Source organism: Nonomuraea sp. NPDC001684 (genome assembly GCF_053596515.1).
Window position 1 is genome coordinate 1 of the sequence record NZ_JBSFGJ010000257.1, and the last position, 14,011, is coordinate 14,011.

13 protein-coding genes are annotated in these 14,011 nt (G+C 75.6%); 12 read left to right on the top strand and 1 reads right to left on the bottom strand.

Annotated elements, in window-relative coordinates:
• Positions 1-98 precede the first annotated feature (98 nt).
• Positions 99-2,042 carry a BTAD domain-containing putative transcriptional regulator gene (locus tag ACWCSD_RS33580; protein ID WP_449920923.1) on the bottom strand — a complete coding sequence of 648 codons (1,944 nt, stop codon included), beginning with the start codon at positions 2,040-2,042 and terminating at the stop codon, positions 99-101.
• A gap of 79 nt (positions 2,043-2,121) precedes the next feature.
• Between ACWCSD_RS33580 and ACWCSD_RS33585 the strand changes: the two genes are divergently transcribed.
• The 12 genes from ACWCSD_RS33585 to ACWCSD_RS33640 all read left to right on the top strand — a co-directional run.
• Positions 2,122-2,997, top strand: a complete 876-nt coding sequence (locus ACWCSD_RS33585; RefSeq protein WP_449920925.1) for an alpha/beta fold hydrolase — start codon at positions 2,122-2,124, stop codon at positions 2,995-2,997.
• A 157-nt stretch (positions 2,998-3,154) separates the two neighbouring features.
• On the top strand, positions 3,155-4,177 hold the full coding sequence (locus ACWCSD_RS33590; RefSeq protein ID WP_449920928.1) for an oxidoreductase: 1,023 nt from the start codon (positions 3,155-3,157) through the stop codon (positions 4,175-4,177).
• Positions 4,158-5,006, top strand: a complete 849-nt coding sequence (locus ACWCSD_RS33595; RefSeq protein WP_352353084.1) for a sugar phosphate isomerase/epimerase family protein — start codon at positions 4,158-4,160, stop codon at positions 5,004-5,006. Before ACWCSD_RS33590 ends, ACWCSD_RS33595 begins: the two co-directional genes overlap by 20 nt.
• Positions 4,996-6,282 (top strand): M20/M25/M40 family metallo-hydrolase, encoded by a 1,287-nt coding sequence (locus tag ACWCSD_RS33600; RefSeq protein ID WP_449920931.1) that lies wholly within the window; start codon positions 4,996-4,998, stop codon positions 6,280-6,282. The genes ACWCSD_RS33595 and ACWCSD_RS33600 overlap by 11 nt, the downstream gene beginning before the upstream one ends.
• The gene (locus ACWCSD_RS33605) at positions 6,279-7,454 is read left to right on the top strand and encodes an Ldh family oxidoreductase (RefSeq protein ID WP_449920933.1); all 1,176 of its coding nucleotides are present in this window, start codon (positions 6,279-6,281) and stop codon (positions 7,452-7,454) included. The genes ACWCSD_RS33600 and ACWCSD_RS33605 overlap by 4 nt, the downstream gene beginning before the upstream one ends.
• Positions 7,451-8,371, top strand: a complete 921-nt coding sequence (locus tag ACWCSD_RS33610) for a Gfo/Idh/MocA family protein (RefSeq protein ID WP_397161493.1) — start codon at positions 7,451-7,453, stop codon at positions 8,369-8,371. Before ACWCSD_RS33605 ends, ACWCSD_RS33610 begins: the two co-directional genes overlap by 4 nt.
• Positions 8,368-8,826, top strand: coding sequence for a DUF6917 domain-containing protein (locus tag ACWCSD_RS33615; protein WP_387676792.1), 459 nt, complete (start codon positions 8,368-8,370; stop codon positions 8,824-8,826). Before ACWCSD_RS33610 ends, ACWCSD_RS33615 begins: the two co-directional genes overlap by 4 nt.
• 204 nt (positions 8,827-9,030) lie before the next feature.
• Complete coding sequence (locus ACWCSD_RS33620; RefSeq protein WP_449920937.1) at positions 9,031-9,558, top strand: EF-hand domain-containing protein; 528 nt, start codon at positions 9,031-9,033, stop codon at positions 9,556-9,558.
• Positions 9,559-9,686: 128 nt separating this feature from the next.
• Entirely contained in the window at positions 9,687-10,892 is a 1,206-nt protein-coding gene (locus ACWCSD_RS33625) for a DegT/DnrJ/EryC1/StrS family aminotransferase (protein ID WP_358300924.1), read from the top strand.
• Positions 10,889-12,028: a DegT/DnrJ/EryC1/StrS family aminotransferase gene (locus ACWCSD_RS33630; RefSeq protein WP_449920940.1), complete on the top strand. Its 1,140-nt coding sequence runs from the start codon at positions 10,889-10,891 to the stop codon at positions 12,026-12,028. The genes ACWCSD_RS33625 and ACWCSD_RS33630 overlap by 4 nt, the downstream gene beginning before the upstream one ends.
• Entirely contained in the window at positions 12,025-12,951 is a 927-nt protein-coding gene (locus ACWCSD_RS33635; RefSeq protein ID WP_449920942.1) for a UbiA family prenyltransferase, read from the top strand. Before ACWCSD_RS33630 ends, ACWCSD_RS33635 begins: the two co-directional genes overlap by 4 nt.
• Positions 12,948-14,011, top strand: a 1,064-nt coding sequence (locus ACWCSD_RS33640; protein WP_449920945.1) for a protoporphyrinogen/coproporphyrinogen oxidase, incomplete at its 3' end; no start/stop codon positions are given. The genes ACWCSD_RS33635 and ACWCSD_RS33640, both read left to right, overlap by 4 nt.

A 14,011-nucleotide genomic window follows, 5' to 3' on the forward strand; every position in this document is an offset into this window, starting at 1 on the left:
CGTCGACCGCACCAACCACCGCGCGAGCACCACCATCAACATCCTCACCGAACACCAGTTGACAGCAGCCCAAAGCCCTTAACTTCCCGGCATTGGGGCTAGGCCCCCAGCTCGGCGAGGAACCCGGCGACCGGGCCCAGCGTGATCAGGCCGCTGCCCGCTCCGGCCAGCTCCGCCGCGGCGGGGGCGAGCGCCCGGCGGGCGCGGTCCGCCGCCCGCCGGTCGCCAACTGCGACGGCGGCCCTCGCGACCAGGCACCACATGGCCTCCAGCAGCAGGTCAGGGGGCGGCTCCGGGATCCGGCCGACCGCCTCGGCGGCCTGCGCGCCCCGCCCCTCCGCCAGCAGGACGAGCGGCCGCACCCACGGCTCGTACGGCCCCCACTCCACGTCGCCCCGATCGGCCTCGCCCAGGACCGGCAGTCCGTGCCGCACCCGTACGGACAGCAGCGCGAGCGGCAGCAGCCCCCGCGCCAACCCCGGCATGCCGACGTCGTCCAGCCGGGCCGCGGCCGCCCGGTAGGCCGCCTCCTCCTCGGCCGCCGGCACCCGCCCGCCGGCTGCCTTCCGCAACACCCGGTACCAGTCGGTGAACACGCTGACCAGCGGCAGCTCGTTCCGTTCCGCCAGCCGGTCGGCGGCGGCCGCGTGCCGGTCGGCGCCCCCGAAGTCGCCGAGCGCACCCAGCGCCTGGACGCGCACGAGATGCCCGAGCACCTCGAACGTCACCAGCCCGTGCCGCGACGACAACGCGACCAGCTCGGCCCCGATCCGGGCTCGGTAGGAGGCCAGCCCCGCCCGCTCGAACGCCTGCATGAACACCCCGTTGAGGGCGAACGCCAGCAGCGCCGGGTCGTCGAGGTGGCGGGCGATGCGCTCGGCCTCGGCGGCGGCCAGCGGGCCGCGGGCCGACCGGACGCCGCGCGACTCGACGGCGATCGTGGCCAGCAGCCGCGCCCGCGCCGCCGCGGACGCGCCGGGCGGCAGGCCGCCCAGGGCCCGTTCCGCCGCGGCGACGACCTGGGCCGCCTGCTCGGGGTCGTCCGACCGGGTCCAGACCGCCGGGACGTCGTAGGCGCCGATCACCCGGGCGGTCAGCTCAGGGTCGCCCAGCTCCTCGGCCGCCGCGATGGCCGCCGTACGGTGGCCGCGCGCCGCCTCCAGGCCGCCGCCGCCGGTCACCGCGAGGTTGCGCAGCAGGCCGACCGTCGACTCCAGCCGCGCCCGGGCCCCGGCCCCCACCGTGCGGTCGTACGCCTCGGCCGCCTGCGCCCACACCCGGGCCGTGGCGTCGGCGGGGGCGGCCAGGCCGCGGTCCTGGTGCAGGATGTCCGACTCCAGGCGGCGCAGCCGGGGCCCGGGGTCCACGCCGAGGTGCTCGGCCAGCAGCGTGCGCGCCCGGCGCAGCACCGCCAGCGCGTCCCCCTGGCGTCCGGTGCGGTAGAGGGCGAGGGCGAGCAGCCGCCAGGCGTCCTCCCGCCAGGGGTGCTCGGCGACGTGCGAGTCCAGGTCGGCGACGGCTTCGGCGGCCCGGCCGAGCGCCAGTTGCGCCTCGGCCCGGCGTTCGACGGCGTGCAGCCGCAGCTCGGTCAGGCGGGCACGTTCGGCGCGCGCCCAGTGCTCGTCGGCGAACTCGGCGTAGGCCGGGCCGCGCCACCAGCCGAGCGCCTCCGTCAGCCGGGCCGGTTCCGGCGGGCCGGCGGTCACGGCCTGTTCGAAGCGCCAGGCGTCGACGGCGTCGGGCGCGGCGCGCAGGGCGTACCCCGGACCTTCGGTGACCAGCAGCCGGGCGGGGGCGCGCGGCGGGCGCGCGGGCTCCAGCGCCCGGCGCAGGGCGGCCACGAACGTGCGCACCGCGCCCACCGCGTCCGGCGGCGGATCGTCCCACAGGTCCGCCACCAGCCGCGTCACCGGGACGACCCGGCGCCGGGCGACGATCAGACGGGCCAGCACGGCGCGGTGCCGCGGCCCCTTCAGCGGGATCGGCTCACCCTCGTCGTCCCAGGCCGCCACCGGCCCCAGCACCCCGAACACGCTCCCCATCCTCCCTTGCTCACCGGATGCTCATCCGCCCCCGGCACGCTGGTAATCGACCCGGTCACCCATCGAAGGAGGGCACCTCATGACCACCATCCCCGGTTTCGAGCACCGCCGCGTCCCCGTCGCCGACGGCGTCACGCTGCACGCGGCCGTCGGGGGCTCGGGCAGCCCGATCGTGCTGCTGCACGGCTTCCCGCAGACCCATCTGATGTGGCGGCACGTCGCCGCCGACCTGGCCGCTGACCACACCGTCATCTGCCCCGACCTGCGCGGTTACGGCGCCAGCGACAAGCCGGCCGAGACCGGCCCGGACGTCTACTCCAAGCGGACCATGGCCGCCGACGTGGTGGCCCTGGCCGCGGCTCTCGGCCACGAGCGCTTCGCCCTGGCCGGGCACGACCGCGGCGCGCTGGTCGCCTTCCGCGCCGGCCTCGACCACCCGGCGGCGATCACCCACCTGGCCTGCCTCGACGTGCTGCCGACCCTCGACATGTGGGACGTCATGCGCGGCGTCACCGCCGCCGTCGGCTTCCACCTCTACCTCATGGCCCAGCCGCCCGGCCTGCCCGAGCAGCTCATCGGCGCCAGCCCGGACGCCTTCTTCGGCCACTTCCTCGACCTGTGGATCAACGACCCGGCGGCCATCCCGGCCGAGGTGCGGGCCGCGTACCTGGACGCCTGCCGGGCCGCCGTGCCGTCGATCGTGGCGGACTGCCGCGCCTCGGCCGGGATCGACGTCGAACACGACCGCGCCGACCTGGCCGCGGGCAACCGGCTGGGCATGCCGGTGACCGTGCTCCAGCAGGACTGGGGCGCCGCCCTCGGTTACGACGCCGCGGCGCTGTGGCGGGCCTGGGCGCCCGACCTGCGGCACGACACGGTCACGTCCGGACATTTCATGGCCGAGGAGTCTCCCGTCGAGATCGCCTGCGCGCTCCGCGAGCTCATGGCCCGGTAGCCGCCCCTCCTGGTCGGGGGCCGTCTCGTAACTTAAAGTAATTGACATGTCACGGTAAGTTATTCGACAATGGCAGCGCCAAATGAGGTCGTCCTTCCGGCGGGAAAAGTACGGGCCGGAAAGCCGAGTACGCGACGGAGTAGAGGCGCTCGCCAGCATGTTGCACGCATTCATCGTCGGGATGGGCAGATCCGGCGCAGGGCTGCATCTGCCGTCCCTGGCCAAGGTGCGCGAGGCGGCCCCCGGGCTGCTGGCGCCCGACCCGGTCGTCGTCCTCGACCCCCTGCTGCCGCCCGGCGGCGTGCGGGGAACGGTGACGGCCGGGTCGCCCGAGGAGGCCGCCGCGCTCGCGCCGCCCGACCGGACCGTCGTGCACCTGTGCACCCCGCCGCACGTCAGGGCCGGGATGCTGGCCCGGCTGGCGCCGCTCGGCTACCGCAAGTTCATCGTGGAGAAGCCGCTAGCGCTCGACCTGGTCGGGCTGGCCGCCGTGGCCCGGGTGCGCCGGCGCTGGGGCCTCGACCTCACGGTCGCCACCCACTGGCTCGACAGCACGCTCACCGGCCGGCTGCGGGCGGCGATGCGCGCCGAGGAGTTCGGCCCCCTGCGGCAGATCCGGGTGGTGCAGAACAAGCCCGGGTTCACCCGCAGCGCGGCGCGTCCCGACGCCACCACCGCCTTCGACATCGAGATGCCGCACGCGCTCGCCGTGGTGCTCAGCCTGGCCGGGGGCGCCCGGATCTCGGCGGCGTCCTGGGAGGACATGGTCACCGAACGCCTGCGGCTGCCCCGGCTCGGACGGGCCAGCCTGCGGCTCGACCACTACTCGGGCGTGCGCACGGAGATCGACTCCGACCTGACCTCGCCCGTACGGGAGCGCCGCATCACCCTGCACTTCGACCGCGGCACGCTCACCGGCCACTACCCGTGCAGCGACGCCGACCACACCGCCCAGCTCAGGGTGGCCACGGCCGAGGGCGAACGGCGTACGGTGTTCACCGACGACGCCCTGCCCGCCTTCCTGCTGGCCGCCTACCGCCGCTACGCCCGCGCCCGCCGCTCGCCCGGCGCGCTGCCCGTCCAGGTCGACGCCGTGCGACTGCTCACCGAGGCCAAGCACCTGTGCGCGGCGCACGAGCCGGGGCGTGAGGAGGCGCCGCGTGCAGGCACCACCTCCTGAGCTGGCCGGCATCGGCGACGAGGCCGCCCCCGACCTCGACGGCCAGCTCGCCGCCGTGGGGGAGCTGGGCTGGAACCGGCTGGAGCTGCGCACGGTCGACGGCGTGCCGGTCGCCGCGCTCGGCGAGCAGGCGTTCCGGCGCGCGGCGCGGCGGTTGCGCGAGGCGCGGGCCGAGGTCGTCGCGGTCGCCTCGAAGATCGGCGACTGGTCGCGGCCGGTGACCGGCGACTTCGCGCTCGACCTGGCCGAGCTCGACGTGCTGGCCCGCCGCTGCCCGGTGCTGGGGACGCGGCTGGTGCGGATCATGTCCTTCCCCTCGGGCGGCCTGCCCGAGCCCGAGTGGGGGCGGAGGGTCCGCCACCGGCTGCGCGAGCTGGCCCGCCGGGCCGAGGACGCCGGGCTGCTGCTGGTCCACGAGAACTGCGCCGGCTGGGCGGGCGACCGCGCCGACCGCATGCTGGACCTGGTCACCGGGATCGGCAGCCCGGCGCTGCGGCTGCTGTTCGACATCGGCAACGGCGTCGCCCACGGCTACCCGGCGGCCCCGATGCTGCGCGAGGTCGTCCCGTACGTCGCGCACGTCCACGTCAAGGACGCCGTCACCGGTCCCGGCGGCGAGGTCGTCTACGTGCTGCCCGGCGAGGGGCGGGCGGGCGTCGCCGAGTGCCTGCGCCTGCTGTCCGCCCACGGCTACGCCGGCGCCCTGTCCATCGAGCCGCACCTGCGGCTGCGCCCCCACCTCGACGACCCGGGCGCGGGTGACCGGGCCGCGTTCGTCCGGTACGGGCGGGCGCTGGAACGGCTGGTGGGGCAGGTCGATGGACGTTGACGCCGTGCCTCTCGACGCGGCGGAGCGCGACCTGCTGCTGAGGCTGCTGCGGCTGCCCACGGCGGGCCCGCTGGAGACCGGACCGGCCGGGCCGCCGCCGCGGCTGCGCGAGGCCCAGGAGCAGTACGCGCGGGCCGCAGCGGCGCTCGGCTTCCGCACCGTGCGGCACACCTCGGTGCGCCCGGCCGAGCTGGACCGCGCCGACGTCCCCGCGCCCGTGCGCGAGGCCCTCGGCCTGCCCGGCTTCCTGGACGGCCAGCCCAGTCTGGTGCTGCGGCTGGGCCCCGGCCTCCCGGCGTCCCGCACGGTGATGTTCAACGTGCATCTCGACACGGTCGCCGGCGGCGGACCGGTCGGCTTCGACGGCGAGTGCTTCCACGGCCGCGGCGCGATCGACGCCAAGGGCCCGGCCGTCGCGCTGCTGGCCGGGCTGCGGGCGGCCCGCGCGTGCCGTCCGGCCATCGGGCGCGAGGTCGGGGTGCTGATCCAGGCCGTGGCGGGCGAGGAGGGCGGGGCCATGGGCGTGCTCGGCACCCGCCCGCTCGTCGAACGCGGCTACGTCGGGCGGCTCAACGTCTTCTGCGAGCCCACCGGCGTACGGTTCCTGCCGCGCAGCACGGCCGCCGCGACCGCGCGGATCGTGGTGGACGGCGACCACGCCGTGGACGACCGCCCGGCCGCCGGGCACAACGCCACGGTCCTGCTCGGCTTCCTGGCCCAGCACCTGGCCAGGGCGCTCGACCCGGACACCGTGTGCGTGGCGGGCCTGCACACCGGCACCCGCCACAACCAGGTGTACGGCCGCGGCTCCCTCCTGCTCAACCTGCCCTACGCCACGCCCGCCACCGGACGCCGCCTGGAACGGGACCTCGCACGCGCCCTGGACGACGGGCTCGCGGCCTTCGCGGCGGCCTTCGGCGGCACCGCCCTGTTCGCCAGGACCGCCCGCGACGCCAGGGCGGTCACCCGGCTGGAGTGGCGCAAACGCGGCCTGCCCGTGCTCGACGACCGCGACGCGTGGGGGCACGCGCTCCTGCGCGACCGGGCCGGGATCCCGCCCTGGCCCGCCGGAGAACCGGCGTTCACCTGCGACGCCATCTGGATGGCGGGCGTCGGGGGCGCCTGCACGGTCGTCCTGGGGCCGGGCGACCTGGCCGGCAACAACGCCCATGCCGAAGGGGAGTTCGCGCGGGCCGCCGAACTCGCCGGGTTCGCCGCCGCCGTGGCCCGGCTGATGATCGCCTTCACCGACGACAGGATTGGACGAGGAGCATGAACCCCACCGCCTCACCCGCGACGGACGCACCGCCCGCGCAGCCTTACCCGCCGGTCCCGGCAGTCGCCCGGCCGGCGCGGGCCGCCGTCCGGGTGCGCCACGACGACCTGCTGGACTTCGTCGCCGCCGTGTTCACCACCCGCGGCCTGGCCCCGGAGCGCGCCCGCGAGGCCGCCGCCGCGCTGTGCTACGGCGACCTGGTCGGCATGACCTCGCACGGCCTGGCCAACCTGACCCGGCTCTACCTGCCGCTGTTCGACGAGGGGCGGGTCGATCCGCTGGCCGAGCCGTCGGTGCTGGCCGACCGGGGCGCGGCCGTGCTGCTCGACGCCGATCGCGCCCTGGGGTTGTGGGCCGCCGGCCTGGCCATGGAGATCGCCGCGGGCCGCGCCTCGACGTACGGCGTCGGCCTGGTCTCCGTACGCGGGGGCACCCATCTCGGCTGCGCCGGGCACCACGCGCTGCGCGCGGTCGAGTACGGCATGATCGGCGTCATCGCGAGCAACTGCGGCCGCCAGCGCATCGCCAGGCCGCCCGGCGGCGCGGTGGCGATGCTGGGCACCAACCCGATCAGCGTCGCGGCCCCCGCGGGCGGGCATCCGCCCTTCGTGCTGGACATGAGCACCACCGCCATGCCCACCGGGCGGGTCAGGCAGGCCGCGCGGCACGGCGAGGAACTGCCCGAAGGGGTGCTGGCCGCCGACGACGGCGCTCCCGTGACCGACGCGGCGGCGTTCGACGAGGGGCGGGCGCACCTGCTCTGGCTGGGCGGCCAGGCCGGGCAGTACAAGGGCTTCGGGCTGGGGGTGGCGGTCGAGGTGCTGGCCGCGCTGGTGTCCGGCGCGGGTCTCGGCGCCCACCCCGACGCCCACGACGGCGACGGCGGCCCGAGCGGGCGCGACGACGACATCGGCTTCCTCGCCCTGGCCGTCGCGCCGGGGGCGTTGCGCGAGGGCCTGGAGGGCGACGCGGCCACGATGTTCGGCGCGCTGCTCGGCTGCCCGCCCACCGACCCCGTCTCGCCGGTGAGCTATCCCGGCTGGCACGAGCATCGCCGGGCCGAGGAACACCGGCGCTCGGGCGTCCCGCTCGGCACGGACCTGTACGACGAGCTGGCCGCCCTCGCCGCCGCCACCGGACTCGACGCCCCCGCCCTGGTGGTGGCGCGGTGAGCGCCCGGCTGCGCGTCGCGGTCATCGGGCTCGGCGTGATCTCGCGGTTCTACCTGGCGGGCCTCCACAGCTCGTCCGGGCTGCGGCTGGCCGCGGTGTGCGACACCGATCCGCGCGTCCTGGAGGGGCACCGCGTCCCCGGCTACCGCGACCACGTCCGGCTGCTGGAGGAGGAGCGGCCCGACGCCGTCGTGGTCACCGTCCCCAACGACCTGCACGCCCGGGTCTGCGCCGACGCGCTGGAGCGGCGCATCCCGGTCTGCGTGGAGAAGCCGCTCGCCCTCGACGCCGCGCAGGGCAGGCGGCTCACGGACCTGGCCGCGAGCTCGGGCGTGCCGCTGTTCACCGCCTTCCACCGGCGCTACAACTCCGCCGTCGGACGGCTGCGCGCGGCGTGCGCGGGCGCCCGCGTCGAGGAGCTGACCGTGCGCTACCTGGAACGCATCGAGGAGCACGCGGGCGACGACTCCTGGTACCTGGACGTACGGCGCTGCGGCGGCGGCTGCGTCGCCGACAACGGGCCCAACGCCTACGACCTGGTGGACCTGCTGCTCGGCCCGGCGCACGTCGTCTCCGCGCACGTCGACCGGGACGCCGCGGGGGCCGACCGGCAGGCGGACGTCGAGCTGCGCGCCGGCGCGGCCCGCGCGCGCGTCCTGCTCGACTGGTCCTACCCGGGCGAGCGCAAGGACCTGGAGGTGCGCCTGGCCGACGGCCGCAGCCTGTACGCCGACATGCTGGCCGGCCACTCCGGCTTCAAGAACTCCCTGTGGCACGAGTACGAGGGCGTGCTGGCCGCCTTCGAACGCTCGGTGCGCTACGGCACCCCCGACGGCGAGGGCGGCCTGCCCGCCCTGCGCTTCGTCGAGGACGTCTACCGCCTGGAGAAGGCCGGCGCGGGCCGGGGTGCCGCGTGAACCCCGACGAGGACGGCCCCAAGACCGCGGTCACCGGGACCCTGCTGAAGGTGCTGGTGCACCGCAGGCAGGACCGCGGCATGCGGCTCGAACCGTACGCCAGCCGGTGCGTGCGCGCCGGCGAGGTGCACGAGCTGGTCGCCACCGACCACACCGAGACCGACGCGGGCGCCAGGATCGACCGGGTCGCCTTCCTGGGCTTCGCCGAGATCGTCGCGGCCGGCGTGCTGGATCGGGGCGACGAGGTGTGGATCGGCGGGCGCCGGGTCGGGGTGCTGCTCGGCTTCGACGGCTGCCACCTGCCCAACCACTACAACGTGCTGATCCACAGCGATCCCGCGGTCACCGGACGGGAGCTGGGACTCATGCCGGGCGAGCCGCTGGTGTTCAGCCAGGCCCTCCCGGACGAGCCCGAGGAGGGCGGCGCCCGCGTCTTCCGCTGGCCCCTGCTGTAGAGACGCTTGGCCCCAGCTGTAGAGGCCCTCCAGAAGCTTTTGATTACTTTCCGTGACCTCTGGTTTACCTTCAGTCACTCAGGGTAATCTGCTGATTGCGCACAGTAGTGGGAACCACTCGTTTTCGAGCCCACTAGAGGTCGCGTCCTTCCCCCCGATGATCCCCACCACGGCGGGCGGGCGCGTGTCACGAAAGGACAGACAATGGCTGCGGGCACCAAGACGACCAGCCGGCTGGAAGAGCGCTTCCGCCTCTGGGACAACGACGGCTCCGGCGCGATCGAGCGCTCCGACTTCGAGAACGAGGCCGACGGCATCATCGAGGGCCTGGGCGTGCAGGGGACGCCGCAGGCACATCAGCTGAAGCAGGCGTACCTGGCGATGTTCGACCACCTCGCGGGGGCGGTGGGCGCGTCGCGCCTCGACCAGGCGCAGTTCCTCCAGGCCGCCGAGCGCGAGATCATCAGCAGGGGCGACGACGGGTTCGCCCAGGTCGTGGGCCCGACCATCCAGGCCATCGTCAACGTCCTCGACCGTGACGGCGACGGCGAGGTCGACTCCTCCGAGATGGCCAAGTGGTTCGCGGCCATCGGGCTCGACGACGCGGTCGCCGCCGAGGCCTTCCGGCAGATGGACACTGACGGCACCGGCAGACTCTCCGTCTCCGAGCTGGTCGCCGCCGTCCGCGACTACCACCTCGGCAAGAACGACATCCCTCTGCTCGGCAGGTGACCTAGGCCCGAGCAGGCCGAAGGGTCGCCCAGAGCCGCTGTCTCCGGGGCGGCTCCGCCCGAAGAAGGGGCCGTCCGGGCCGCATCCCCGGGCGGCCCCGCCGCCACCATCGCACCAGGACGGGAACCTTGGAGAAAACGCTCTCTCCGCCCGGGGGATCGCCGCCCCGCGCCGCCGCCGCTCCCATCCCCTTCTTCTCCCAGGCGGCGACGTTCGACCGGCTGTGGAAGGAGATCCGCGCCGGGTGCGTCGACGTGCTGGACCGCGGCAAGTTCTCCCACGGCGCGAAGGTCGCCGAGCTCGAACGCCGGCTCGCCCTGTGGACCGGCGCGGCGCACGTCGTCGGCGTCAACTCCGGCACCGACGCGCTGGTGCTGCTGCTGCGCGCGGCCGGCCTGCGGCCCGGCGACCAGGTCGTGGTGCCCGCCTACAGCTTCATCGCGACGGCCAGCTCCGTCGTGCTGGCCGGCGGCGTGCCGGTCTTCGCCGACATCGAGGAGCACGGCCACGGCATCGACCCGGCCTCCGTCGACGCCGTGGCCGGGCCGCGCACCACGATGGTCATGCCGGCGCACCTGTTCGACCGCCTGGCCGACCTGCGGGGCGTGTGCGAGGTCGCCCGGCGGCGCGACCTGACCGTGCTGGAGGACAGCGCCGAGGCCATCGGCATGCGCCTCGACGGCACGCACGCCGGGCTCGTCGGCGCGGGCGGCGTGCTGTCGTTCTTCCCGTCCAAGACCCTCGGAGCCATCGGCGACGCCGGAGCGCTGCTCACCGACGACGACGGCATCGCCGAGACCGCGCGGGCGCTGCGCCACCACGGCCGCGGCGGCCGCACCCTCGACCACTTCCCCGGCATCGCCAACCCCACGATCCTGCCCGGCTGCAACAGCAAGATGGACGACCTCCAGGCCGCCGTCCTGCTGGCCAAGCTCGCCCGGCTCGACGCCGACATCGCCCGCAGGTCCGAGCTGGCCACCCGTTACGACGCGCGGCTGCGCGACGTGCCCGGCGTGCTGGCCGTGCCGGGCGCGGCGCCGCCGCACCCGGGCGGCAACCGGGTCTGCTACGTCTACCTCGTCGAGGTCGAGTCCCGTGACGCCCTGGCGGCGCACCTGGCCGCGGCGGGCATCGGCACCGAGGTCTACTACCCGGTCCCGCTGCACCTCCAGCCCTGCTTCGCCCACCTCGGCCACGTCCGGGGCGACTTCCCGAGGGCGGAGGCGGCCTGCGAGCGGGCGCTCGCCCTGCCGCTCTACCCCGACCTGTCCGACGCCGCGGCCGACCGCGTGTGCGACGAGATCGAGGGCTTCTACCGAGGGCGGCGCGGATGAGCCGGGTGCCGTTCTTCGCCGCCGACCTGTTCGAGGCCGACCGGGCGACGCTGCTGCGCACGGTCTACGCCGTCGGCACCGGCGAGGCCCAGAAGTTCATCCTGGGCGAGCACACCGCCCGGTTCGAACGCGAGCTGCGCCACCGGCTCGGCGCGGCCGACGTCGTGGCCTGCTCCAGCGGCACGTCCGCGCTCACCCTGGTGCTGGCCGCCATGGACGTGGGCTCCGGCGACGAGGTCGTGGTGCCCGCCTTCGGCTGCGCCCCGCTGGCCGCCACCGTCGTCGGCGCGGGAGCGCGGCCGGTGTTCGCCGACGTCGACCCCGTGACGCTCACCGCCGATCCCGCCGCCGCCGAGTCGCTGGTCACCGGGCGGACCAAGGCGGTGATGCCGGCCCACATGTTCTCCGTGATGGCCGACATGCCGCGCTTCCGCGAGCTGGCCGACCGGCACGGCCTGCGGCTGGTCGAGGACTCCGCGCTGGCCCAGGGCGGCACGCTGGGCGGGCGGCCCGCCGGTCGGTGGGGGGACGCGGGCGTCTACTCGTTCGTGCAGGTCAAGACGTTCGGCATGCCGGGGGAGGGCGGGGTGGTGATCACCGACGACCCGGCCCTGGCCGCGCACGTACGGATGCTGCGCAACCACGGCCAGGACGGCGCGCGGCGCTTCCACCACCGCCGCGTCGGCCACAACAGCCGCTTCGACGAGGTGATGGCGGCCTTCCAGCTCCAGCGGCTCGCCGGCCTGGACGACCGCCTGTCGCGCCGGGCCGAGATCGCCTCCTACTACTCCCGGCGTTTCGAGCCCCTGGCGGAACGCGGGATCGTGGCACCGCCCGTCGGAGGGGACGGGCGGTTCCACTACGTCTACACCGTGCTCACCGAGCACCGGGACGCGCTGGCGGCCCACCTGGCCGCCCACGACATCGCCACCCACGTCTACTACCCGCGCACGCTGCCCGCCCAGCCGGCCTTCGCCCGCTTCGCGCCGCCCGGCGCGTCCTGGCCGGTGGCCGAGTCCGCCGCCCGGCGCAACCTGTCGCTGCCGCTGCACCCGCGGCTCGCCGACGCCGAGGTCGAACGGATCGCCGACGCGGTCTGCGCGTTCGCCCACGGCTCCCCGCAGGAGAACCCATGACCGACCAGGTGGTCACCCGCGGCCTCGGCCCCTACGCGCGGCTGGCCAAGCTCGACATCTACGACTACTACCTGGGCCTGCCGCTGGTGTGGTCGCTGCTGCCGCCGGCCGGGCGATGGCAGCCGTACGCGGTGGGCCTGCTGCTGTCCGTGCTGATCGCCGAGGCGGCCGTGGTGGCCGCGATGGTCGGGTTCGACGACATCACCGGCCACCGTGACGGCAGCGACGCGGCCAACTACTCCTCCGACGCCGCCCGGCGCAGACTGGCCCGCAAACCGCTGGTCGCCGGCACGCTCACCGAGCGGCAGGCGCTGCGCTTCGCCTGGACGGCCACCGCGATCAGCGCCGTGCTCTGGGCCGCGGTCGTGGCCGCCGCTCCCCACCGGCCCGCGTGGGTGGTCGTGACGGCGGCGGCGTGCGTGGTCGCGGCCGTGCAGTACTCGTGGGGGCTCAAGCTCAGCTACCGGGGGTTCCAGGAGCTGTTCCTCGTCGGGCTCGGCGTGGGGTGGGTGCTGGTGCCGTACGGGCTGCTGACCGGGCAGGCGAGCGGGTTCGTGGCGGTGCAGGCGGTGCTCTTCGGGCTCGGGCCGATGATCTTCGGCCTGTACTCCAACACCAACGACGCCCGCGGTGACCGGGAGGCCGGGCGGTTCACCGTCGCGGCGCGGACGTCCCCGCGGGTCAACGCCGCCTTCGTCACCGCGGTGAGCGCGGCCGAGAGCCTGGTCGTCGGGTGGGCCGTGGCCGCCGGGGGCGCGCCCTGGTGGTTCCTGGGCGTGCTCGTGCCGCTGGTCTCCCTCCGCGTCACCCAGCTGGTGATCGGGTTCGTCCGCGGAGACGTGCTGCGGGCCCGGCGGGTGGCGATCCGCACCCACCGCGTCACCGTCGGCGTGCTGATGCTGGCCAACCTGGTCCTGGCATGAACGTGGACGTCGCGGTGGTGGGCGCCGGGCCGGCCGGCCTGGCGGCGGCGTACGCGCTGGACCGGGCCGGGCTCGCGGTCCGCGTCCTGGAGGCGGCCGAGGCGGTGGGCGGGCGGATGCGCACGCTGCGGGCGCGGGGCTGCCTGATCGACACCGGCGCCGAGATGTTGCCGTCCGCGGACGGCTACCCGGCCACCTGGCGGCTGATCAGGGCGGTCGGCCTCGACCCGGCGGCCGTGCCGAGGGTGCGCGACGCCGTCGGCGTGTGGCGCGACGGGCGCGTCCACCCGCACGTCGGCCGCCCGCTCGGGCTGCTCACCGGCGCGGGCCTGCCGCCGCGCGCCCGCCTCGACCTGGTACGCCTGCGCCTCCGCCTGGCCCGCGGCCGTCCGGGCCCGGAGGCCACCGTCGCCGACCTGGTCGGGAAGTTCCATCCCGACCTGCGCGCGTTTCTCGTCGAGCCGCTGGTCGCCGGGTTCTTCGGCTGGGACGCCGGGCGTTCGTCCGCCGCGGTGTTCGCCGAGCACCTGACGAGCACCGGGAGCACGAACACCTGGCACACCTACCGAGACGGCATGGACACCCTGGCCAGGGTGCTCGCCGCCGGGCTCGACGTGGTCACCGGGCACGAAGTGACAGGGGTGGTCCCGTGCCCGGGAGGGGTGCGGCTGGAGTCGCCGCGGGGGAGCGTGAGCGCGCGGGCGGCGGTCCTGGCCGTTCCCGCGCCCGTGGCGGCCCGGCTGCACCCCGGCGCCCCGCCGGAGGAGCGGGCGTACCTGGAGGCGTGCACGTACGCGCCCATGCTGCGGCTCAGCCTCGTCCTGTCCCGGCCGGCGGCGCCCGGCTGGCGCGGGTTCGCCACGCTCGTGCCCGCGGCCGAGGACCCCGTGCTCAACGTGATCACCGTCGACCACCACAAGCACCCGGGCCGGGCCCCCGCCGGCACCGGGCTCATCTCGCTCATCACCTCGCCGCAGGGCACGGCCGCGCTCATGGGGGAGAGCGACGAGAAGGTAGTCGTACCAGACGGGCACGGCCAGTGGCGACCGCCCCGCGCCCG